Below are 22,439 nucleotides of genomic sequence, written 5' to 3'. Positions count from 1 at the left end.
AACTTCTTTTTAATTCTTTTGCTTTCGTTGGATCGCCTTGCGAATCCCGGCACGATAAACCTTCGGGATCGCTAAGAAGAAATTTTGGGAAAAGTGATACTGCTGATATTTTTCAATCAGAAAAGCCGTCAGCTCAGCATTGCCATATTTTTTCTCATGGAAAAGCACAAAGCTGCGAATGCTTCGTTCCGCTTTTTTAGGGTCCTTCAGCACAAGCAAGAAAGAAAGCAGATCATCGAAATACCGCTCCTTCGCTTCTGGATAGGTTTCCGTCCCATAACGTTCCAGACGAATGAAGTCCGTCAGCTTCCGTCCCCAAAATTTCCGTTCCAGATACACAGGGGCTTGGATGTCTTGCTGAAAATCCTCTAAATACGATTCAAACACTGTTTTATCTGCTAAGAAATTCTTCTCCTGCCGATCAAAGGCTTCGCGGTCCACTTGGTTGATCTCCGTCACGACACTGAGGTAATCACCGATAAACAACGGCATCTTTGCATCACGGAAACGAACGACCCGCGCCGCCAGCTTTTGATTCAGAGAAAGGGGCCGTCGCAAAGTATTGTTGCGGTAATAGGCAAACACATAGCGTTGCCAGAGGTCCTCGGGAAAAGGGATGCCCTTCTCCGTCAGCCACAGCAATTCATCCAATGCCAAATCTACATGAGCCACGCCCTTTTTGATTTCCTCCGCGACCTGCTGGGAGATGCCCAGATGATCCTTGAAATGTTGAATCCCTAAGCGAATCTCCTGCTGCTTGATCTTCGATTCGATCACGAATTGGTATTTCAACGGACGTCCGCAAGCGCACGTCAATTGACTGTGAACACCGCGCTCGTATTCGTCATCAATATTCAGTGCGACAAATTCCCAGTCGGAGGTCTGCAAATAGTGCTTTTGCAAAAACAGCGAACGTACTTCATATTTTCTTTGTTGATGGATGAACGCTTGCTGAGCTTCTGTCAGCTTTTCAAATCGTTCCTTCCGTTCCGCGCCAGAATAGGTCACGTGACATTCTGTCGGGTAGTCCTTCAAGCCGTAGCTTCGCGGATACCAGTGCGCATAAATCTCTAAATAATTATCCATGGATCGTTCTTTCTCTATTTCTTAGGATCGATTTTTTCTTCGATCTCTTTCAAGATCTTTTTCGCTTCGTCTTTAAAAGACTCGTGGGGCTCTTCTTCTTCCACCGCGTTTGAACCAGAGCGGGCAATTTCCTTCGGTTCGCCCGAATTACTGCCAGCCAACGCTTCTGGCTTGTCTTGTGTTTCACTGGAATTTGTTCCTGCTAAGGCAACATCTTCCTCCGTTTTTGGTGCCATTGAACCGCGTAAACGACGGTCTTTTTCGTTATTATAATTTGTCATGGTGATCCGCTCCTCTTGTTTCGTATGTGTATTTTACCTGATTGTCCTTCAGATTGCCAAAGTTAACCTGTCTAGTAAAAATACGATACCCGCACCATACAATAGTAGCCAACCAGCTCAATGCGCAGAGTGCAAAAACGATCGCTACGTATTTTGGCGGTTCGTAACCCAGGCGAACGGTATTTTCCCCTGCTTGCTGTTCGATCGTCGGCACCCCGATATTCGATAGCTCGGTCGGTGTGATTTCTCGATCATCTGCGAAGATTTTCGTGTTTCGGTAGATGGTCACCGGTAATTGGACGGTCCCGGAAGACGCCGCTTGCCACGAGAGCACCAACTGATTATTGTCGACTGTTTTCGTGAAGGTTTTTGGTTGACCAAGAAGTTGTTTCTCATAGCTGACATACTTATTCTTCTTGTCATTGTGATAAATCGGCAAATAATCAGGACTGGATTTTTCAACCGCTCGCAGCGCTTTTCCCATATCCTCGTCATAAAAACTCTCTCTTGCTTCCTTTTCCGAAACACGGACGAAGGTATGCTTACTGGAAAATGTCTGCTGATCCCATTTGTCCAACTCCTGAGTCACGGTCTGCAAATTCTGACCGATGCTGATCACGCTGAATAGGAGCATCAGACCCCAAAGCCATTTTTTCCCTGTCAGATCATTGATCATAGCCGCAAAGAAGAACAGAAACAACACCGTGAACGGTGCAAAAAAGCGGAAAGGAAATTGGATCAAGGTCACGAAAGGCACATGATGGGAAACTAGCCAATTCCACGGAAGAATACTTGTCGAAAGCAAGAAAAAGATCCCGCTGTATATCAACAACTGCTTCGTAAACCGTTGAACCTCATGCCAATAAACCAAGCAGCAAAGAAAACCGACGATCAATATCAACCGTAGGATTCTTGGGTATTGCAGCCAATAGGCGCCGCCTAGATCAATGGCCTTTTGGCTCATTTGCGCATTGACAAAAGGCATCTTCAACTGATCCCCCGTGTTGATCAGGAACAAGCTGATCCAAACATTGATGGAGAGACACCCGTATAAAAGAATCGATTTTACGAGCTCGACCAGCGCGGTCCCCCAGCGATCGCGCGCATAGGCAATAAAAAAGGGCGCGTAGATCAAGCCCAGCATCACCGCCGTCAGCATATGGATCTGCGTCATCAACGCCATGCTCAAAGCAACCTTTACAATCGGAAAATGCCGATTCTTCAGATCCACCAGCGGGATCAGACACAGAGGCAGCAAGCACGTCCCCCAACTAGTAAATCCTTGATTCAGTATCCAGTAATTCATACTGTAGGTCGTCATAAAAATAACTGCCGTAAACAATGCCGTGCTTTCCTTGATCCTGTCATAGGTCAACAATTTGAACAGCGAACACCCGGCCAATGCATACACCAAAAAATTCGACAGCACTTGGTAACGAAACCAGCTTCCTGCCAGCCAAACCAGCAAGCCTTGTAAATAAGAAAATAAGGGCCCATATACGGCATTCACGATCCGACCAGATTGTTGAAAGCCAAAGATCGAGATAAAATAGCTGAAGTTTCCTGTCCTGAGCTGCTCTGCCGTTTCATAAAAACGGTTGTAGTGAAAAATGGCATCTGCACCCAGAATCATTTTTTGCGTCCATAATTGCGGAACAATAAAGAGTCCAGCAATCAGAAGAATGATCAGATAATAGCGATAACGTTTCATAAACGACCTCCTTGTTCGTGCAAAATTGCACGCTACCTGTTTTTTTCTGCTCCTGAATTGAAGCAGAAGCGGTATCCTAATCGATCATTACAAACTTCACTCTATCCTATTTAAAAAAATAAACGAAACAAAACGCCTATTTTTCAAAATGAAATAACTTAAAATTAATTTTGTCCGTCAAAAAAAGGAATCAAAAAACCGTGTGAGCAGCCCCAAAAAAGGGAGCTTACTCACACGGTTGCTGTTTATTCCTCGGTTTGACTAAGAAGCAGCGCCTAGCGTATCACTGCTTCTTAATTCGTCTCGATCATTTATTTTTTTGTTCTCTTTTCTTTTGACTTGTATACATAAGCAAGGCGCTGGCACCTCCAAAACAAGCCATCCCAAATAATAAATACCTGTTATTCGACAGGTCATTTGTATTCGGCAGCTTTTTACGCGCATTAGTGTCGGTCGTTTTAGTTAAAGTATACGTTTTTTTATTTTGCGAGGTAGTGCCTCCTCCAGAAATCGGTGTATTTTTTGAGGAGGAATCCATCGAACTACTCGGACTTGTCATACTGCTTGAACTTGTCGAACTACTTGAACTCGTCGTACTGCTTGAACTTGTCGTGCTGCTTGAACTCGTTGAGCTGCTTGTACTTGTTGTGCTGCTTGAACTCGTCGTACTGCTCGAACTCGTCGAACTACTTGAACTTGTCGTACTGCTCGAACTTGTCGTACTGCTTGTGTTTGTCGTACTGCTCGAACCTGTTAAGTCCTTTTTATAGACCCCTAAATGCAGATTGGTTTGTTCAAACACCTCACCCGTGATTTTATCGATCGTTGGAAACACGTGGCTGACGATGGTCGACCAATTATTTGGAACAGTCAATTGTTCAGTCAGATCCACTTTTGAGCTTGTTTCAGGATCGCCCTGATTAAAGAGTGTCACCGTCAGATCCTTCAACGGAGCACTTTCATAATCAAATGTCACGATATATTCTCCAGAGGGAAGGTAGTCAAAGCAATAATGGCCATCCCCATCTGTTTTGATCGTTTTCAAGGATTCTCCTCGCAGGTTTTCAGTCACTTGCTGGTAATCGTCCTTGCCTACTTTTTTATACAATCCGACGGGAACATTCTTCAACCACTTCTCTCCTGTCTGCGGTTGGCCGTCCTTATTTTTATCGAACCAGACGTTGCCGCTGATCCTTCGCCCCTTCACCTGCGTTTCGACGATGTTTGATTCCACCGGCACCAGGTATTGCGTGGCGGAATTTCCATACGCTTGATGGCGGTGATGGTTGCCATAGGTATTGCCTTTGTTTTGCAGCTTTAATTGGATCACTGCTTTATCGTTTGGCCGTAAGGAATCTTGGAATTCATACAGAACAGTTTGAACCTTCGACAGATCCTGTCCGCTGCCCGTGTACACATACCATCCATTCTGGCTAGTATCTACCAAGTTTGGATTTTTCTCTGTAATCAGCGCATCGTTCAAATAAACAACAAGATTTTGGGCAGATTCAATCTCAAAATCAATTCCTTTAAGGGTGTTGTCTCCGACGAATCCGCTGTTAAGATAATTGCCCGCTTTAGAAAGTGGAACAATTCCTCGAACCTTCTCCTCCCCCTTCATTGTTGAATATGGATAAATGTTCAACGTGTAGCCTTGATCGACTTCCTCGACAGAAGGCGTTATTTCTTGATAGATACCTAGGCGTCCAATATTGGATACCACGACCGTCGCTGTCGACGTCCGCATATCTTCATCGCTGGTATCCTTCTCCGTATGGATGACTGATTTTGCAGTCAACTCGGCTACATTATTCACGTATTTGATATTCAGATCGTTAAAATCCGTATCAAAGGTAATATTTTTTAACAGTGCAGCTTCCTCTGGGACCGAGACAGCGGTCACCTTCCATACAAGCGTCTGTGAGCCGTCTGCATTGGTCGTCACCACTGGATCTAAAGCCGCTCCTCCATAGTGCCCTGTGCCATAACGATAGGAAATTCCCGGAGGTAAGGTCACTGTCCAATAAATGTCGTCTGTTCCGTTGTAATTTTTGCTTGCCTTCAACCCGTTATCAGCAATGGTCCAGTGGCTGATCTCCGTACTCCGATAGCTCGGCTTGTCTGAGGTAATGGCATTGGATACTTTTAACGGAACGATGCCTAGCGTGTCAAATTTCGTGTGGCCATTGACCGGCTCTTGGATAGCCGACAGGTGGTTCTCCGAATCATATTTGGACTCATTGAACACCGGATACTTTTCTGTGATACTGTACCTGCTTGGGTCGTTTTTAGACGCTGACGGGTTCGATGGGTCAAACAACGGACGAGCTGTATCACGGAAAATGGCGATCTCAGCTACATAGATGTTCGGCGTCTGCTGCTCTGTGTGGGAGCCTAACTTTTCAGTGACCGTCGTTAAATAGAACCCTTTATGTGCGCCCGTCTGATATTTCCACGTCTTCGCGACCGGCGTATGACAATCCACTAACACAGCGCCGACCTCTTCATAGCGTCCACTGCTGATCAGTGTGCCGCTGTCAAACCAGTCGTAATCTGTCGTTTCAGCATTCTTCAAGCTGTCTATCGTATTTGGGTTCGTTTTTTTACTGATTCCATACCAGTACCCTTTCGCCTTCACCGGTAAGCCGATACTGCCAAAGGGAGCCAGACTCTGCAGGACCTGTTCATTGACGAGAAAATCCTGCTCAGTCAGGTGAAACGCATCGGTATTCCATTTTTGCATGTATTGATAGCCGCCTTCGCTGGGAGAATCACCCAGATTTCCTCCGCCAGAAAGCATGACGCGAGCGCCGCTGACGACTTGCCCGTCGCCATAGGGATCGATGTCGTTTGCCACCGAATATTTTCCGAATGGCAACCCGGTGTCTGGATTTTTAAAGTTCGCAGACAACGCGCCATTGATGCCTGGAATTTCATTGCGAATAGAAAACTCTGTTTTGCTTGTTTTTACTTGACCATCGGTATCCATGTATTGCACCGTCGCGGTATAGTATAAGGTATTGTGCTCATTGTTCGGATTCAGACTTCCTTGATAGGCGTAATCATCCGTTACGAGCAGATCGATATTCTGGTTCGTAAAGACTTTTTCATTCGGTCCATAGACCGTTCTTCCGGCATAGCCATCGGCACGTCTGACTGGATAGTCCGCGCCGATTTGATAATCTTGAATCCTTATCGAGACATCGTTTTTCAAATCATAGCCGTCGATCCCGTACGTCCCGCTGTCCCAAATGCTGTTCAATTCATTATAGGTCGCCTTATCTGTGCGCTTCGATCCCGCCCAATAATTGCGCGAGTCATTGAATTGATTTTGCTTGTATTGCACATTGGCGGTGTTACTCCAGGTATTGGCATTTCCGCTGACAAGTGTTCCCCCAGAAGAAACGACATAGTTATGATGATCAATGATCAGAGGCGAGCGATCCGCGGAATCAAAATCTAGAGCCTGTTCCGTGCCGTCATCCCATTTGACTCTTCCCTCCAGTGATAATTTAGTCGTCAATGCGCCTTTAGGAAATGCCGACCCTTTGATGTCCGTCTTATTTGGCAAAGGTACCGCCATCATTTCGACGCCTAGAGGCACGGTGCGATGATTCTTGTCATACACACCCTCTGTTGCAATGGTTTGTGAAGCGAATTTTGTCACACCGGAAGAAATTTTTGGTGCAATACTCACCTTGCTGCTTACTTTTCTTGGCGTAATAGACGTAAATGATTTTTGGATATTTTCACCACTCACATCTTCTCCATCGATGCTTAAAACTTGAATATGGAATTCCGGAGTCAGGAGCAGCCCATTGTCCGCGCCCAGCACGTTGACAATGATCGGATACGTTACCGCATTTCCTGTCGAGCTGATCGTATACTCGTCCTCGTAGGTTACGGTGTTCGTCGTGTAATCAGAGGTTGAATGCTCCGCAAAAACAGCGTTCGATCGCCCAGCGACCAAGCCATTCCCCAGTGTCCCGGTAACTTTGATCTTGATATTATTCAATGTTCCGCCGGCCTGATCATTAACGGTGATCTTTAGTGGATAGGTGATCGTGTCAAAGGAGCGAACGATCGTGTTCGTCGGCGACGAGTCATTCCCCGGCAGATCGTCAGTATCAAAGGCATCCGTCCCATCTTTGATTTCGCTCTCCTTCAATTCCGCATGGAAGAGCAAACTAGATAGCGGAGCAGCCATTGCTGAAGGAGCGGCTTCTTTCTCGGATGATCCCGTGTTCTCTGTTTCAGCGATTTTTGTTTCTGATGTTTCTTCTTTCTGTTTGGCTTTCTCAGAAGGAATCTGATCCAGCTCGATACTTGTTTTTGTAAGAGGGTCGTGGATTCTCACCGGGGCTTCATTTTCTTGATAAAGCCCTTTCAACTCGATTTGCAGATTGGAGGAAAGAGCAGTTTCGGATTCTAGCTGCATCACTAGCCGATTTTCTTTGATCTGGTAGCTTCCGATTGGTTCATTCGTACCAGGATCATGAAGAGGGACCTTTTCCTGAGAATCAGGAAGCTGATAATTTTCAGACACCTCAACTGTATACTCAGTCCTCTGAGAAAGAGCGGTTCCCTGAATACTCAGTTTTGTAGACAATTCTCCCTTCTTGTACTCAGTGACCTCGAATTTTTCAAAAGGTGTTGTACCTGTTGTTTCCGCAAACGCCTGCACCATAACGATCACTGCTGAAAAAAGTACCGAGAAGATAATCATCCCAGTAACCAAACGACCTCTAAATTTTATCACTACATCCACTCCCCCAAATTTGCGACTCTATACAAAAAAATAAAAAATACTAATCATTTAAATTATATATCATTATTTTTAAGGGTTCAACAGCAATAATAACTGATAATTAATCAATACTAAGAAGTATTAAGATGAATAATTCAATAACAAAAATGTCTATAACATATTTTTTTACTATTCGATTAAAATATTCGCTATATGAATTTCTTTTTTTCTAATATTTCACAAAAAAGTAGGATACCTCAGAACAAAAAAATAAGCAGAAACTTTTGTCGCTACGTTTTAACAAAAAAACTTGATCACGCTGCAGCATTCACAGTCATTGACCAAGTCTCTCTAGACAAGATTCACTAAAAAATAGGAACACAGAAAGGCGTCTTCCTTTCCATGTTCCTATTGCAGGTCATTCCTTGACCCAAAGTTGAATACGTCCGCTATTTTTCCACCGAGACCCAGACGATCAACGTACCAGCGATCGAGATCATCGTACCGATCAGAAGCATCGCGGACACGGAGAGAACGCTCAGCATCTGACCGCCGACAAAGGCGCCAATGATCCCGCCGATCGTATTGGCGGTCGCCATCAAGGTTTGCCCTTTGACTAGATCCTTCTGCGGGATGATTTGATTCGTATAATAGACAGACGCCATCGTATGCATCGCGAAACCGACCATTTGCAGACTCTGGGCGACATTGATCAAAAAGATCGTGCCGGCAAAGAGGATCAGCAGTGCTTTAATGGAGAAAAAGAACGCCGCGATCCGCATCAGCGAACGGATTTTAAAGCGCCGCAAAAACCATGAGAAGAAGAACATCGTCGGCAATTCACTCAAGGCAGCCACGGATAAGGACGTTCCTGCGTTTGCAGCGGTCCCGCCTAAGGGCTGCATGATCTGGAACATGTAGCTGTTGATGATCGTATGGAACACAAACAGCAGCGAGACACCCACCAGCAAGAACATAAAGCGCTTGTATTCTTGCGCAAAGGCAAGTAGTCCGATCGGTTCTGTCGTCTGTCCCTCATGATGCGTCTCCTGTAAAAGTGACGCGGAATACTGGCCGCCATGCTTTCGCGTGTCGATGGACAGCGCCATCAAAGCGAAGACGAGAAAAATGCCAATCAATAAATACAGAATGATCGTCGGCGAAAATCGTTCGATCAGTACGCCTGTCACCGCAGCGGCTCCGGCAAAAGCCAAGGAACCCAGACCACGTGCGACCCCAAAATTTAAGCTGTAGCCGCGGCTGATAAAGAACGTCCCGATCGCGATCGTCATGGGCTGCAGTAAGACCAGGCACGCGTACATCAAGACATAGATGAATGCGACGACCAAAAAGACCTTCGGCAGAACAAGTAAGATCCCCGAAAAAAGCACCAGCAAAACAGCCATTCCCGCTGCAAGCTGCGACAAACGGACCCGTGTCATCCGATCCGCAAAAGATGCTAAAAATGGTTGAACCAGTGCTGCCAGTAAATTTGCCAAGGACAAGACCATCCCGATCTCCCCGTTGGTAAAATCACGAGACAGCAAAAAGACGGACGTAAATGTCCCCAACACCGAAAAACCCATCCAATAAGGAATCTGCATACTGATATATTGCAAATTCAGCTTCATATGTTTTGTCCCCATAGCGCCTCCTAAAAAACATCGTTCTTTCATTATACCTGATTGCGGTAGGGAAAACAGACGATTTTTGAAAACACAAAAAGCAGAGCCCCTGTTCCCACAAAGATACTCTGCTTTGATTTAATTTTTCGCTTTTTTGTAACAAAGATTGCCGATCCATTGAACGAGCTGGACGAAGACAATCAACAGAACCACCGTACTGTACATGATCGTATTGTCGAAATTCTGATACCCGTAAGTGATCGCCACTGCGCCTAATCCACCAGCGCCAACGGTTCCCGCCATCGCTGTATAGCCCAATACCGAAATGATCGCCAAGGTCAGACTGGAGATCATACTAGGAAAAGCCTCCACCAGCATGACCTTGAAAATGATCTGCATGTGGGTCGCGCCGATGGACTTCGCTGCATCCAAGGTATAGGGATTGATCTCCAGCAGATTGTTCTCGAAGAGTCGTGCCACATAAGGCGTCATAGCAAAAGTCAGCGGCACGATCGCCGCGGAGGTGCCGATCGTCGTCCCTACGATGGAACGCGTCATGGGCATCAGTGCCACCATCAAGATAATGAATGGAAAAGACCGAATGAAATTGACGACAAAATCCAACAACCGATAGATCGTCCCATTGGGAGACAATCCCTTTTTATTCGTGATGACCAGGACGACTGCCAAAGCGAAGCCGATGATCGTCGCGATCAAGGAAGAGACCAGCACCATGATCAGCGTGCTGATCAAGTTCGGTACCAGCACTTGGGTGAACAACACCGAATTACTCATGAGCCGCCACCTCCTGACAACTAAAATGCCCCTTTTCCGCAAGCTGCCAGACCACTTCTGCATCTTCTTCAGAGATCGAAAGCACTAACGTCGTCAGGCTGTCTGTCTTAAAATGCTCCGTCGTTGCCTGCAATAAATGCGGTGTCTTGATACCGGCATCAAGCAGCAGAGCCAAGAGATCTTCTTCTAGATGTGTCACGATCTTTACCAATCGATGCCCCGCTTTGAGTGTCCCAAAGTTGGATTGTTCCTCTCCCGTGATCGTCTGCAAAACCGCGGAATGATTGAGAAAGACCTGTTGGACAGTGTCCTCCTCTACGATCTTGCCCTGCTGTAAAATCGCGACTCGATCACAGATTTTTTTTACGACCTCCATTTGATGGGTCACTACGACGATCGTCAACCCCATCTTCTGGTTCAAGCGCAGCAATAAGTCCAAGATCCCATTCGTGATATTCGGGTCAAGCGCAGAGGTGGCCTCATCGCACAATAAAATTTCCGGGTTCATGGTCAGCGCACGAGCGATCGCCGCACGCTGCTTTTGTCCGCCAGATAGCTGCCGCGGCTTCATCTGTGCCTTGTCCGCGATCCCCACCTCTGCCAGTAATTCTTCTACCCGTTCGTTGATAGCTTCCTTGGCATACCCGCTGCACTCCAATGGCAAGGCGACATTTTTAAAAATCGTTTTTTGTTCAATCAAAGAATTGCCTTGGAAGATCATCCCGATTTTTTTCTTCGTGTCCCGCAATTCCTTTTCAGACAGCTTCTCCAGCTGCTGCGTCCCGATTCGGATACTGCCGGATTGACTCTGCTCCAGTCCATTGATACAGCGCAGCAGGGTGGACTTCCCTGCGCCGCTGATCCCTAAGATCCCCATAATGGAGCCAGAGGGGATCGTTAGAGAAATATTTTCCAAAATCATTTGTTCATCGTAGCTTTTATTGACTTGATCGATGACTATCTCCATTTCCTTCACACCTACCGTTTGACGCCTTGATACGCGCCTCTAAAATAATTATCCCGTTTGCGAACCTCATAAAAATCCGGCGCACCGTCTTCTGCGGTCTTCTTGATGATCTTGCGTTTCTTTTCCAGTAATTCCATTGGATTCAAGGTTTCTTCCAGTCCCTCGATGATCGACTCGAAAAGCGCATAAGGAATCCCGACACAAAGCTCCTCGTCTTTCCAACGAGCGACATACCGTGTCCCCGAGCACATCATAGACACATTGATCAGCCCTGTTTCATAGGGATACGACGTCCCTTCTTGGCAGATTGCTTGCATCCCGGTCATTTTTATCTGCTTCGCCTGTCCATTGAAATACGCATTTCCTTGCAAAAGTCGCATCGCATTGAAGGGCGTCGTGATCACCAGAAGAACATCTGGTGCCTGCGTCCATGCTTGGATAGGCTCGACTGCGATCCCGTAAGACGGCTCGCGGCAATAGACCATGTCGTCTGCGATGGCTTTACTCACTTCTATATCCTTGTAGACACCCATGTTGGCATGCTTTTGTCCGCTAGCGCTGTATTCGTCATTTTCGATCAAGCCCAAAGCCACTGCCGATGCCGGACAACCGAAATTATCGATCGTCAGCTTGACGCTGACACCTTCTGTGGCCTGCTGGACAGAACGACAATAAGGCACCAGTTTGTCCGTCGCCGGTGCCGCGTGGGCATCAAAGTCCTCTTTGGTGCGTAAAAAGCTGATCCCTACCACTTGGCGTTTCAACTCCAACAAATAATTCAAGCGTCGGTCCAGCTCTTGAAAATTAGTCATAGAACGTGAACACTCCCTTGAAGTGGTCGTTGATGCCTTTTTTGCTTTCCTTCGTCAGGAAGGCGTTGTTGATGTCTTTCGCCCACGCCTTGTCCTTGTTCTCGTCTTTCACGATCAAGCTGATCGGAAAATCTGTCGCGTGCTGATCGCGGATCAAATAATCCTTGTAGTTCTCACCTGAATTAAACATGAAGGTAAAGAAACAAGTCGCCGCATCTAGATCCTCCAAGCTGCGTACCGTTTGTGCCTGCTCGATCTCGACAAAGTTGAAGTTCTTCGGATTTTCTACGATATCTAACGCGGTAAAGCCTGATTTTTTCTCATCTGTCAATTTGATCAAGCCCGCATCCTGCATCATCAGTAACGAATTGTCCCGATTCATCGCATCGTTCATGATCGCGATCTGAGCGTTATCCGGCAGCTGGTCGATCTTGTCATGCTTACTAGAATACAGACCAATCCCCGTGTAATACACGTGGGGCGTCATCATTGCTAAGTCTCCGCCCTTTTGCTTATTGAAGGATTTAACAAAAGGTTCGTGCTGAGCAAAGGACGCGTCAACATTCCCATCCTGTACCGCTTGCAGGGCTTCGATATTATTGGAAAAAACCACGAATTTTGGCTTGTAGCCTTCTGCCTCCATGGATTTCTTCGCGGCCTTCAATGAATTTTCTGAGACCTGATTGCAGGCGATCTTGATCTCCTTCTTCTCTTCTTTTTCTGTCGCCGCCTCTTTCTTCGTGCCGCAAGCACCTAATACGAATACTGCCGCCAACATCGCGACGATCACTGTTACTTTTTTCATGGTCATTCCCCTTTTCTTTTTTATTGAAGCTGTTCTATGTGTTTGAACGCACAAAAAAGAACCCTGCGACGTTGCAGGCTCCTCCACTCCATATAAAAGAAACGTGACACTTAGGTTTCACGGAAAGGGAGGGATTCTTGCTTGTTCATTGATCCAGAAACTCTGAATCCACGGGTAACTCAAACTCAGCGCTGGTTAACAAACAACATTTCCACCTCCCTAGAATTTTAAAACGCTATCATTTAGAGTATAGCGAAAAGAGAAACACTTCACAATAACTCTTCCAAAAAAAGAAGAAAGCATTAAAAAACCGAATTCATCGCTGAATTCGGTTTTTGTTGCTTATTTTCGTTTAAAGTAGATCAGCCCGGTCGCGCCGACTACCAGCATCCCTATCAACGCCACGATCGGCTGCTTTTCCTCGTTGGTCCGAGGATAGACTTTTCCGACCGTATTGTCGATCCAGCTCGTGCCACTAGGCGTTGTGCCGCCGTTTCCATTGCCCGGTACAGGTCTTGCCAGTACCGTTTTTTCCACGACATGCTTCCCGCCATTCGGTCCAGTGATCGTGATCGTCACCTTCTGACCTACCGTCAATTCCAGTGCCTTGATGTCTAAAATAATCGTGCCCTTCGCATCTGATTTGCCCAATGCAAAGGCGTCGCTTTTCTCAAGAGAAACATCGATCGTCGCCTCAGGGATCGTCTTCCCAGTCAGCTGCGTATCGCCTTCATACAAATTGGCGATTTTGGTTTCCTTTTTGAGGCGTTCCGTTTCTTTGGCGGCCTGGTCACCTAACACTTTTACAGTAAAATCACCGCGCCCGCCAGCTTCCCCAGTCACAGCAAGATGGACCGTGTCGCCTTCTTTTAAATTCAACCCCTGTACATCCAGCTTAAATTCGCCATTGGCATCTGCTTTTTGAGGAACTTCTGCCGCCTGCACTGCCACAGGGAGAAGTGCAGACGCTACAGTTGCGTCTTCGCTTACCGCAGCTTCAACAGTCGCATTCGGGATCGTTTTCCCAGTCAGGTATTGTTCGCCTTCATAAAGAGGGTCCACTTCTGTTTCATTTTTAATTCGCTTAGTTTCTTCTTCTTGCGGATTCGTTGCCTTCGGAAGGACCTTGACCTTGAAGCTGGCTTCTCCGCCTTGTTCGCCAGTGATCGTCACCGTTACTTCTTGTCCTTCTTTTAAGCCTAGCTGATCGACAGGGAGCGTGAAGTTTCCTTCATTGTCTGCCGTACCTTGCGCCAATGCACGCGCGGTTGTTGGAGCGACTGTTACTTTCCCATTCGGGATCGTCTTTCCGGTTAGGGCTTTGTCGCCTTCACGATATTCATTGATCGTCGTTTCAGCGTTGATTTTCTCTGTTTCCTCCTTGGCAGGGTCATCAGGCTCTGTCGTCGCGAGACTCTTTCGCCCTTCGACGCTTGCCGAAACTTTCTTCCCATTGGCCTCTAGATCCTGTATATAGCCAATGAAGGTCTCTGTGTCAGGATCAAGTGCTCCGACAAGGTTGGCTTTCGTAAATTCAGAGAAGCCATCGCCGCCACCATATAAGAAATCATTGATGATCAATTTGTAGGTGCCATTCGGATCGATCGCTGTGCCGTCTGCTTTCTTCATTTCCTTTACGACATATGGATTCGCCGCTGCGGAATCTGGATTTTTCTCTACGGTGTATTTTAGTCCAGATAACTGAAGGTAATAACCGCTTGCCTGTCCTTTTTCTTCATCGTAAGTAAATGTCTGCTGATTCAATACATTTTTGAGCTGCTGACCAGTCATCTCGACGATCTGCATGATGTTCCCAAAAGGCTGGACCGCCTGTGCCGCACCCCAAGTGATGGCCGCGTCTGATTTCACCTTCAAATCATCGCGAATCCCGCCGTTATTGGTGATCGCAAAGTCGACCTTTTCGCCCTTCTTATTTGCCATGTAGACCTGCGCGTCAGTCACGAGATTTCCTACAGGCGACTCGCCCAATTCATTGACTGTCCGCGTGATGTCTTCTGCCTTATCCGCCGTACCGATCTTTTCTTCCGTTACTGCTTTGACCCGATTGTCCGCATCCGCGACGATCCCCTGAACGTCCGTGTCTGGTGACACCCCGTTATTCGGAATGACTGGACTGACGGTTGCCGTCGGTGTCGACACGAAATCCTTCGTCGTTTTATCGATTTCCCCTTGCAGGTCGATATAGCCTTTCCCTTGAGACGTGGACTGAACGATTCGCGTATCGCCTACGACCCCATTCGTATAGACATGGTTGTGTCCTGCAAAGAACGCGTCCACGCTATTGTCCGGATCGACTTGATTGACCTTGTTCATGATGTCCGCCGTCTCACCGCTGACGCTTTCCCCCGCTCCTTGAACAGAAGGGGTATGGCCTAAGACAACGATGGCGTTGACACCTTTTCCTACAAGCTCTTTAGAATACTTAGCGATTTCCTCTGCGGGATCACTAAACGTGTAATCCTTGTGGTATTGCGCCAATACAAGGTTCGGGATTTCTGTGGTAACGACACCTATGAATCCGATATTGATCGGCTCAGCCTCTGTCCCCACATTTTTCACCGTATAAGGTGTCCAGCCAAAAGGAATATTCCCCGAATCCTTCTCTTTGACGTTCGCGATAACGAGGTCAAAGCCGCCCTTCAATTGGTCCTGACTGTAGTCATTGTTGTACTGTGTGACGATGTCATAAAAACCAGAGGCCGGATCAGGCTTCGTCCCGGTCAGGATACGATTGAACTCTCCTAAGCCTTCGTCAAACTCATGGTTCCCCAACGTTCCTACGGAGAAATTCATCTGGTTCAAAATCCGCATCGTCGGCTGATCCTGCAGCAAGCCAGAGTTCGCCGGACTGGCGCCGACCATATCCCCTGCTTGGACGCGAAGACTTTTTCCTTCATTGTTATGCGCCGTTTGGAAATTGTTCTCTGCTTGACTGAAATACCCTGCTAATAACGCCGCGGTTCCTGCGCCAGAGATCTTCGACCCGTCAGCACCATAGTAGCTGCCTGTCGTGCTCAGTGCGCCATGAAAATCATTGATCCCTAAAAGCTGGACTGGGACCGTATCAGCAGCCTTTGCCGCCTTTGCAGTCGCTGATGCGTTGCTCGTTGTCGTTGCCTCAGCAGAAGAAGAGGTTGTCGCAGATGTCTCCTCACTGCTCTCTTCCTCAGAAGAACTGCTGACGGCATTCTGACTCGTCGCAGTCTCACTGGTGAGCGTCTCAGCCACCACCGTCCCGGAAGGCAGAGTCACCCCTAATATAGTAAACAAAGTAATGGCACTTCTAAAAATTTTCGATTTTTTCAACCCATCATCTCCTTAATTTAAAGCGTTTACAAGAAAAATAGTAACAGTCCTTCACGGAAAATTCAAACTTTATCCCATTTTTCTTTTAATTTCTTCTTAATTAAGGCAAAAATGCAAAAAAAATAAACCTAAGGGATGTGTGGTTTCCCTTAGGTTTATTGAATGAATTCGTTACTCGGCTTTTTTCTTTTTCAAGAAGAGGGCGAGAACGCCGATACTCATGACCATTCCCAGTACACTGATCATCGAACTATTTTTCGTTTCACCTGTACTAGGCAATGTTTTTTTCGTCGTTGGCTTCACAGCACCCAACTGTTCGTGTTTCTTCACAACGACGTTTTTTGTGATCTGAATGTTTTTATTTCCACCGGAATTGATTCCTTTGGAAGGTTGGTCAACCGGAGGTTCATAGGCAGGCGTGCTGAGAGCCACGACAGTAAGAGTCATCGACTTTTTCGCAGTTTCTCCCTCTGGTGTCACCGCGGTGAATTGGATCGTGTAGACCCCTTCTTCCACCAACGTATCATCCGACGCATAGACGACGATCTCGTCGTTCAAGACCTCAAATTCGGTAATAAAATCATCTGGATTTTCTGTCTTTGCCCAACTGAAGATGATGTCTTCTGTCAGCTTCTCTCCGACATACATCACTTTGTCTTCTACTAAAATGTTCGGAAGGCGGACTTTTTTGTCTTCTACTACGACCGTGATCGTTTGCGTGGCTACTTTGCCTGACGCGCCGCGGACCTGATAGGTCACGGTGTACGTCCCCGCTTTTTTCGTATCTACGGTATTCGCTGTCACGAAAATACCTGTGTCAGAGGCAGTCGCTGCTTTCCCCAAGGCCTTTTCTACCCCAGCGACGTCTGTCTCGTACCCCTTCGCATAGCTGTATGGATCAAAGGAATCGCCGACCTTCAGCGTGAGGTTCTTCGCATCGATTCTCACAGCGCTCTTGTCTTCGATCGTGATCGTAACGATCTTCTTCGTGATGGTGTTGTACGGAGAAAGAACGGCTACCTCGACCGCGATCTTGCCGACTTTATCTGTTGAATGAAAACCCGAAACAACGATATCCGCGTCTACTGTAGGAATGATCGTGCCATCCACGTCTTTGATCACGACCCGTTCACGAATCGCTTGGACGTAATCCGCCCCTTTTGGCAAACTGAAGTCTGGCAGCTCGATGGTATACATTCCTACGTCAGGTGCCACTACCATGATGTGTGCGGACTGTGTTGTGGTCTGACCTTTGGCATTCGTCACAGAATAGGTCAGCAGATAATCCCCCTCGACATTAACGTTCACTGTACCGGATACGGTCACTTTTGAAGTGATGTCGCCATCCGTCTTGTCCGTGGCACTGACACCCGCCATCGGATTGAAGGCACTCCCTTTTGTGATCGTTTGGACAGGAATGATGTTGATCGCTGGTGCCGTATCTGTCGCCTCATTCGACGGAAACTCCTCCACGTCCTGCGGCGCCACCGCTGTCGGTGCTGCGGCGGCTGGTTGGCTTTGTGCTTCTTCTGGCGGTGCGGTTGGTGTTTGCGGTGCTTCCGTGACCACAGGCGCTGCCTCTTGTACGGGCGCCGCGGGTTCTTCTACCGGCTTGACCTCTGGTGCCTGTTCCGGCACTGTGATTGGTGGTGCCGGCGTTGGTTCTGGTGCCGCCTCTACGGTTTGAACGGTCTCCGGCGCCGCGCCTTCACCCTCTGCCGCCAATCCTGTTTGCGTTGCCAAAAAGGTCGGCAACAGCAAGGAAGCGATCGTCAAACTTGCTGTATAACTCTTTTTCATTTTTTTCTCCTTTTCACCCTATTTTTCCATTCTTTAAACTAAAAAGAACGGCTTATTAACTATTTTACAATCATTATTTGAAAAAATATATGATTTTTAGATAAAAAGACCAAAATAGTTAGGATAAATGTTTTAAAAGAAGTAAAAATACAACATTTACCCGAATAATGAACATTCTTTACACCGATGACCGCTTCACAGAGGGATCGTCAATGAAAATTTGATCATACACCGTCTCGTGCAATCGATAGCCTTTGCCCCAGCACGTCTCGATGATCGGCCCTGTGATTTTCTTGCCAGCCAGCTTGTTTCTTAGGTACTTCACCAATACCGAGAGCTGAGACTTGCTGGAATTCGTGTTCCCCCGATTCCACAGACGGGAACAAATTTCCTCCCGAGAGACTGGCTGGTGCTGCTTCTCGTACAATATCCGAAAAAGCAGGTCCTCGACACGACTCAGATTCAGACTGGACAGCGTTTGACGACCATCGGACTTCGGCAAGACGATCACTTCTCCTGCGATCTGTCCTTTCTCGCCGCAGCTCAAAGCCTCCCGCAATACCTCCAGCGAAGGGCGGCTTTCGATCCAGCCGGTCAACCCCAGCCGTTTCCACTCCTCCAGCTGCGCTTCTTCTAGCTGTTCATCGGATTTCCGAAATAATGGGTTGCCCGCGCCCTTCAGCGCTTGGAGCAAGCGCTTCGTTTCCCCATTCGACAAGGTCTCGCTTAAAATAATATGGTCAAAAATGCGGAGCACGTCACTGGTCCCACGAGCAGACAGACAACGGTCGATCAGCAGCTTCGTGGTATACACTTCATGCCCCAATTGGCGCAAGCGCCGTTCAAATAATTGCTCGTTTAATGGATTATTGGTAAACAGCAGAATCTGACTCATCAATATCCCCTCTTTCTTACTGTTTATAAACTACTTGCAAACACACGACGGTTTCGACTATTTAAAAAAACAGCGAAGCCACCAGACAAACAACGGCAATGAATATAAAAATAGCAAAATACTTAAAACCAGTCCGACCTTCGCGGCCCGCTTATACTTGCCCTGCCCTTTTCGACGCACATGATTGAACAATACCACCGTCGATAATTGAAAAATCAAATCAAAAACAGTTGGAAATCCAAAGAAATTCGTCAAACAAAAAAAGAATAAAACATAGCCATACAGAAGTCCTGATGATAGCCATGAGTCGTTTCTGAGTTTTTGAAAATTATTGTTTTCCATAGCGTTCTCTTAATTTTAGGAGATTTTCTTTGTGCCACGGTTTTCCATTTTTATTAACTAGAAATACCAGCTTTTTCCCAGACCTGTCACGAATGACCAGCTTGTGTCTCGTCACACCTGGATGCAGGACGATCGATTCGATTTCTCGATGTTCGAGAAACGTCAGCTTGTCCTTTTCTAATTGGCTTGTCCAAATATTTCGTTGTATGAACAGCAGGCCCTTATCCTCGACACTGAAGTTGTATTGCTTCAAGGAAAGATAAGAAAAAGCACCGAACAGGAAATATTTCCCGAAACTCCCTGCATTATTCATCACCATGACATTGAGGGATTCCTCTGAATACCCGCTCTCCTTTTTGAATCCATTGATATACGATTCGTCAAAATAATTCTTTTTCATTTACTGCTCCGCTCCTCTTAGTTTGTGGCACTATCTCCCCATTCTTCATCAGCGATCGTCTCAGCCGCTGGAGACTAGAGCCTGCATGCTGTCGTTCTTCTGGATCATGTCCAGCAGCTCTGGATTGAGGCGGTAGCCTTTGCCCCACAGTGTTTGGATCGCTTTGTTTCTCAGACTGGTCTTCTCGAATTTCCCTTTGATCCGCGTGACGGTACTCGATAAAGACGCGAGATGGGATTTGTTGCCTTCTTCGTTCCAGACCTGATGGCAGAGGTATTCCCGCGTGACCACCTTGTTGCCGGCCTGTATCAAGATGAACAGGATCTTCGCCTCTGTCTGAGAGAGCTGATGCAGGACCTCTAGGAACTGATAATTATCGGTGGCACTGGCGACGTTCCACTCTTCTTGCAGTGCGGCGGGACGGATCAGCGAGACCTTATTTGACAATTGCACGTATTTTTTCGTCTCGCAGGGCACGTCTGTCTCAACGGGCGGGTGCTTCAATATGTATAGACATTCCCGCAGCTCGTCCATTGAATCATCGTTGGAGATGACTGCATGGAGCCTATCGTTCTCTAAATATTCGTGGTCTTTGGCTGTGACCTTCGTCTCTACCTTGCGGATGATCCGGATCGGATGATTTTCTAGCAGGGACACGAGGAACATGACCTCTGACTCGCAGATCGTCTCACTCAAGATGACGTATTGAAAAAAATCAAAAAAATCCAACGGCTCCGCTTGCTGGCTGCAGCTTTCAAATACCTTCGCCGAACACAGAACCTCGTAATTCAATAACTGAAGCTTCCTCTGGATCTCTTGTTCAGCCAATATATTTTTCGTCAGAACTAACACTTTGTTCATTCTACTCTCTCCTTCATTAGTTAAACCCTCAGGATAAAACACGGATGCTCCGACCGGAGAAGGCGCTGTCTTCTGACAGTGCCCCCTTCTATCGGGATCAGTGGTCCTTGCGAGGAGACATCACAGAGACTTTAGGGTATTCGTAACGTCCTTTGATTTCCTCTAAGTCTGGGACGTTGCTTTGGGCGAGCTGATCCACCCGACTTTTTAATTCTTCGTAGATGCTCAAGATCGTCTGACGAGATTCGTCGACTTCACAGGAGATTTCTTTGGCACGGTCGTGGATCGTTTGCAGCTCGGCCTCGGAATCCTTCACGATCCGTTGGGCGTCCAGCTTGGCTTTTTCTACCATGCGGTTTGCCTGTCTGCGAGCGGAGATCAAGACTTCACCGATCTCGTGTTGTGAGTGGACGGCTTCCTGCTGCAATTGCTCGTTTTCATTTTTAAGTCTGGTGAGCTGGTGCTGAAGCTTCGTGATCGTTTCATTTTCCACGACGGTCTCTTGATGCTTCTGATCTTCGACTAAGCGCTGGATCAGCTCTTCCTTTTCGAGAATTTGCTGATCCTTTTCATTGATCAGGTGATCCAGCTGCACCACCAGCGCTTCTTTTCCTTGCAGGTCATGGGCCAAGCTGTCCATTTTTTGCTCGTACTCGTGATGCTGGATCTCGTCTTCCTTTTGCATCATGACGAATTCGTGGATCTGCTGCTGCGCTTCCTTCAATTCGCTTTCCAGCGTGTGGTATTTTTCCAAAGAGGCTTTTAATGCCGTGATTTCTTCTTCTGAATGACTCAGTTGATCCTTTAGATAGGTCGTTTCTTTATTGTCCTGCAAACGCTGGATCTCTTGGCGGCTGCGACGGATCTCTGCTTCTAACTCCTGGAGCTGGCGGCGGTTCTCTGCCTTTTCTTCGCCTGTACGAAGCAGTGCCTGCTTGTACTTGTCATTTTCCTTAGACAGACGCTGTTTTTCCAGCACGCTGTCGGTCTTCAACTGCTCTAGCTGTGCTTCTTTTTCTGCTAATGTTTGCTTTAATTCTGTGACTTCATTCGGCTGTGCAGGGGCTGCTTTTTCTGCAGGCTTTGTGACCGTTTCTTCCATCATGACCTCTTCTTCTGGGACGGAATTGATCTCATCGATGATGTTCTTGTTGAAAAACCACCCATTTTTCTTCTGTTGTGCATGCATAATACTCCCTCTTTCTTTACTCTTCTTCTTGGATCAATTGAAAGTCTTCCTCCGCCTTTTCCCGAGAAAAGGTGCAGCTATAGGTCTTCTTCTTGTCTTTGTCATTCATCAGATTCATCTGGAAAGTGATCTGCGTCAGCTTCGAGATGTCCTTCGCTTCTTTGGCGAAGGCTTTGATATTGTCCTTGATCTGCTGGCGATTCTCTTCACTGCCGGAATCCCCCGCCAACGCGATGTTCAGTGTCTGGGTCGGGATATCCAAGACGATCAAGGTCGTCGACAGCCCGAAGTACGGACTGACTTTGGTCGAGAGGTCGCTCTCGATCTCGTACTGCTTCTCCCGATTCTCCTCAGAAAACAAGGCGTCCCAAGGATAATCCTTCAAGCCGATCCCCTTTTCAGGGTAGGCCTTGATCGGCAGCTTGTTGATGAGTTGCTTCTGTTCTTTTTTCAACGTATACAGTTCATCCTTCAACTGATTGGTCCGTTCGGTCATGATGTGCAGCTGGTCCTCCACTTTAAACAAGCCGTAAGTCGTCAATAATAAGCCCAAAGCGAGAAAGATCGCGAGAAACAATAAGGCCGAGACATGCTTTTCCTGTTCTGCTTGCTTGACATACTCCAGCTTCCGTTGAAACGAAAGCGGTGTGCCGGGGGGGACATTGAGCCGCTGCAGCTGGACCTTGATGATCATCCGGCGAAACCAGACGATCAGGATCAAGATGACGAGTCCTACGCTGATCCAGTTAATGATCAAAATAGTCGGTTCCCCTTTTCTTCATTGATGGTCAGAGCG

Annotated in this window: 16 protein-coding genes; all 16 read right to left on the bottom strand. The window is 47.1% G+C overall.

Going from position 1 to position 22,439, the window contains the following annotated elements; all coding sequences use genetic code 11:
• Positions 1–9 precede the first annotated feature (9 nt).
• The gene (locus A5868_RS03240; RefSeq protein WP_086305443.1) at positions 10–1,086 is read right to left on the bottom strand and encodes a hypothetical protein; all 1,077 of its coding nucleotides are present in this window, start codon (positions 1,084–1,086) and stop codon (positions 10–12) included.
• A gap of 14 nt (positions 1,087–1,100) precedes the next feature.
• Positions 1,101–1,367: a hypothetical protein gene (locus A5868_RS03235; RefSeq protein WP_010781772.1), complete on the bottom strand. Its 267-nt coding sequence runs from the start codon at positions 1,365–1,367 to the stop codon at positions 1,101–1,103.
• A complete protein-coding gene (locus A5868_RS03230; protein ID WP_086305442.1) occupies positions 1,354–3,078 on the bottom strand; it encodes a hypothetical protein in 1,725 nt (574 codons plus the stop codon). The genes A5868_RS03235 and A5868_RS03230 overlap by 14 nt, the downstream gene beginning before the upstream one ends.
• 307 nt (positions 3,079–3,385) lie before the next feature.
• Entirely contained in the window at positions 3,386–7,837 is a 4,452-nt protein-coding gene (locus tag A5868_RS03225) for an SdrD B-like domain-containing protein (protein WP_086305441.1), read from the bottom strand.
• A gap of 437 nt (positions 7,838–8,274) precedes the next feature.
• Complete coding sequence (locus A5868_RS03220; RefSeq protein WP_086305440.1) at positions 8,275–9,471, bottom strand: MFS transporter; 1,197 nt, start codon at positions 9,469–9,471, stop codon at positions 8,275–8,277.
• 117 nt (positions 9,472–9,588) lie between these two features.
• Positions 9,589–10,245, bottom strand: a complete 657-nt coding sequence (locus A5868_RS03215) for a methionine ABC transporter permease (RefSeq protein WP_086305439.1) — start codon at positions 10,243–10,245, stop codon at positions 9,589–9,591.
• Positions 10,238–11,212 (bottom strand): methionine ABC transporter ATP-binding protein, encoded by a 975-nt coding sequence (locus A5868_RS03210; protein WP_086305438.1) that lies wholly within the window; start codon positions 11,210–11,212, stop codon positions 10,238–10,240. Before A5868_RS03210 ends, A5868_RS03215 begins: the two co-directional genes overlap by 8 nt.
• 11 nt (positions 11,213–11,223) lie before the next feature.
• Positions 11,224–12,024, bottom strand: coding sequence for a DUF169 domain-containing protein (locus A5868_RS03205; RefSeq protein WP_086305437.1), 801 nt, complete (start codon positions 12,022–12,024; stop codon positions 11,224–11,226).
• Positions 12,017–12,829, bottom strand: a complete 813-nt coding sequence (locus A5868_RS03200; RefSeq protein ID WP_086305436.1) for a MetQ/NlpA family ABC transporter substrate-binding protein — start codon at positions 12,827–12,829, stop codon at positions 12,017–12,019. Before A5868_RS03200 ends, A5868_RS03205 begins: the two co-directional genes overlap by 8 nt.
• Positions 12,830–13,171: 342 nt before the next feature.
• Positions 13,172–16,156: a bifunctional metallophosphatase/5'-nucleotidase gene (locus A5868_RS03195; RefSeq protein ID WP_087654081.1), complete on the bottom strand. Its 2,985-nt coding sequence runs from the start codon at positions 16,154–16,156 to the stop codon at positions 13,172–13,174.
• A 171-nt stretch (positions 16,157–16,327) separates the two neighbouring features.
• Positions 16,328–17,956, bottom strand: coding sequence for an immunoglobulin-like domain-containing protein (locus tag A5868_RS03190; RefSeq protein WP_086306219.1), 1,629 nt, complete (start codon positions 17,954–17,956; stop codon positions 16,328–16,330).
• Between the two features lie 178 nt (positions 17,957–18,134).
• Positions 18,135–18,851 (bottom strand): helix-turn-helix domain-containing protein, encoded by a 717-nt coding sequence (locus A5868_RS03185; RefSeq protein ID WP_086306218.1) that lies wholly within the window; start codon positions 18,849–18,851, stop codon positions 18,135–18,137.
• Between the two features lie 328 nt (positions 18,852–19,179).
• Positions 19,180–19,593: a hypothetical protein gene (locus A5868_RS03175; RefSeq protein WP_086306216.1), complete on the bottom strand. Its 414-nt coding sequence runs from the start codon at positions 19,591–19,593 to the stop codon at positions 19,180–19,182.
• A 60-nt stretch (positions 19,594–19,653) separates the two neighbouring features.
• Positions 19,654–20,454 carry a helix-turn-helix domain-containing protein gene (locus A5868_RS03170; RefSeq protein ID WP_086306215.1) on the bottom strand — a complete coding sequence of 267 codons (801 nt, stop codon included), beginning with the start codon at positions 20,452–20,454 and terminating at the stop codon, positions 19,654–19,656.
• Positions 20,455–20,551: 97 nt separating this feature from the next.
• On the bottom strand, positions 20,552–21,643 hold the full coding sequence (locus tag A5868_RS03165) for a hypothetical protein (protein ID WP_086306214.1): 1,092 nt from the start codon (positions 21,641–21,643) through the stop codon (positions 20,552–20,554).
• 16 nt (positions 21,644–21,659) lie between these two features.
• Positions 21,660–22,400: a hypothetical protein gene (locus A5868_RS03160; RefSeq protein WP_254908399.1), complete on the bottom strand. Its 741-nt coding sequence runs from the start codon at positions 22,398–22,400 to the stop codon at positions 21,660–21,662.
• Positions 22,401–22,439 lie beyond the last annotated feature (39 nt).

This window comes from Enterococcus sp. 12F9_DIV0723, from assembly GCF_002174375.1.
GTDB classification, from domain to species: Bacteria; Bacillota; Bacilli; order Lactobacillales; family Enterococcaceae; genus Enterococcus_A; species Enterococcus_A gilvus.
Note: the sequence above shows the minus strand (reverse complement) of the source record. Positions and strands in the feature narration are given on the sequence as shown.

What these genes read in the sequence shown, in the direction of transcription:
- A5868_RS03170 (WP_086306215.1), bottom strand. Translation starts at nt 20,454, where the DNA reads ATGAACAAAGTGTTAGTTCTGACGAAAAATATATTGGCTGAACAAGAG.
- A5868_RS03200 (WP_086305436.1), bottom strand. Translation starts at nt 12,829, where the DNA reads ATGAAAAAAGTAACAGTGATCGTCGCGATGTTGGCGGCAGTATTCGTA.
- A5868_RS03230 (WP_086305442.1), bottom strand. Translation starts at nt 3,078, where the DNA reads ATGAAACGTTATCGCTATTATCTGATCATTCTTCTGATTGCTGGACTC.
- A5868_RS03185 (WP_086306218.1), bottom strand. Translation starts at nt 18,851, where the DNA reads ATGAGTCAGATTCTGCTGTTTACCAATAATCCATTAAACGAGCAATTA.
- A5868_RS03215 (WP_086305439.1), bottom strand. Translation starts at nt 10,245, where the DNA reads ATGAGTAATTCGGTGTTGTTCACCCAAGTGCTGGTACCGAACTTGATC.
- A5868_RS03190 (WP_086306219.1), bottom strand. Translation starts at nt 17,956, where the DNA reads ATGAAAAAGAGTTATACAGCAAGTTTGACGATCGCTTCCTTGCTGTTG.
- A5868_RS03220 (WP_086305440.1), bottom strand. Translation starts at nt 9,471, where the DNA reads ATGGGGACAAAACATATGAAGCTGAATTTGCAATATATCAGTATGCAG.
- A5868_RS03235 (WP_010781772.1), bottom strand. Translation starts at nt 1,367, where the DNA reads ATGACAAATTATAATAACGAAAAAGACCGTCGTTTACGCGGTTCAATG.
- A5868_RS03175 (WP_086306216.1), bottom strand. Translation starts at nt 19,593, where the DNA reads ATGAAAAAGAATTATTTTGACGAATCGTATATCAATGGATTCAAAAAG.
- A5868_RS03165 (WP_086306214.1), bottom strand. Translation starts at nt 21,643, where the DNA reads ATGCATGCACAACAGAAGAAAAATGGGTGGTTTTTCAACAAGAACATC.
- A5868_RS03210 (WP_086305438.1), bottom strand. Translation starts at nt 11,212, where the DNA reads ATGGAGATAGTCATCGATCAAGTCAATAAAAGCTACGATGAACAAATG.
- A5868_RS03205 (WP_086305437.1), bottom strand. Translation starts at nt 12,024, where the DNA reads ATGACTAATTTTCAAGAGCTGGACCGACGCTTGAATTATTTGTTGGAG.
- A5868_RS03240 (WP_086305443.1), bottom strand. Translation starts at nt 1,086, where the DNA reads ATGGATAATTATTTAGAGATTTATGCGCACTGGTATCCGCGAAGCTAC.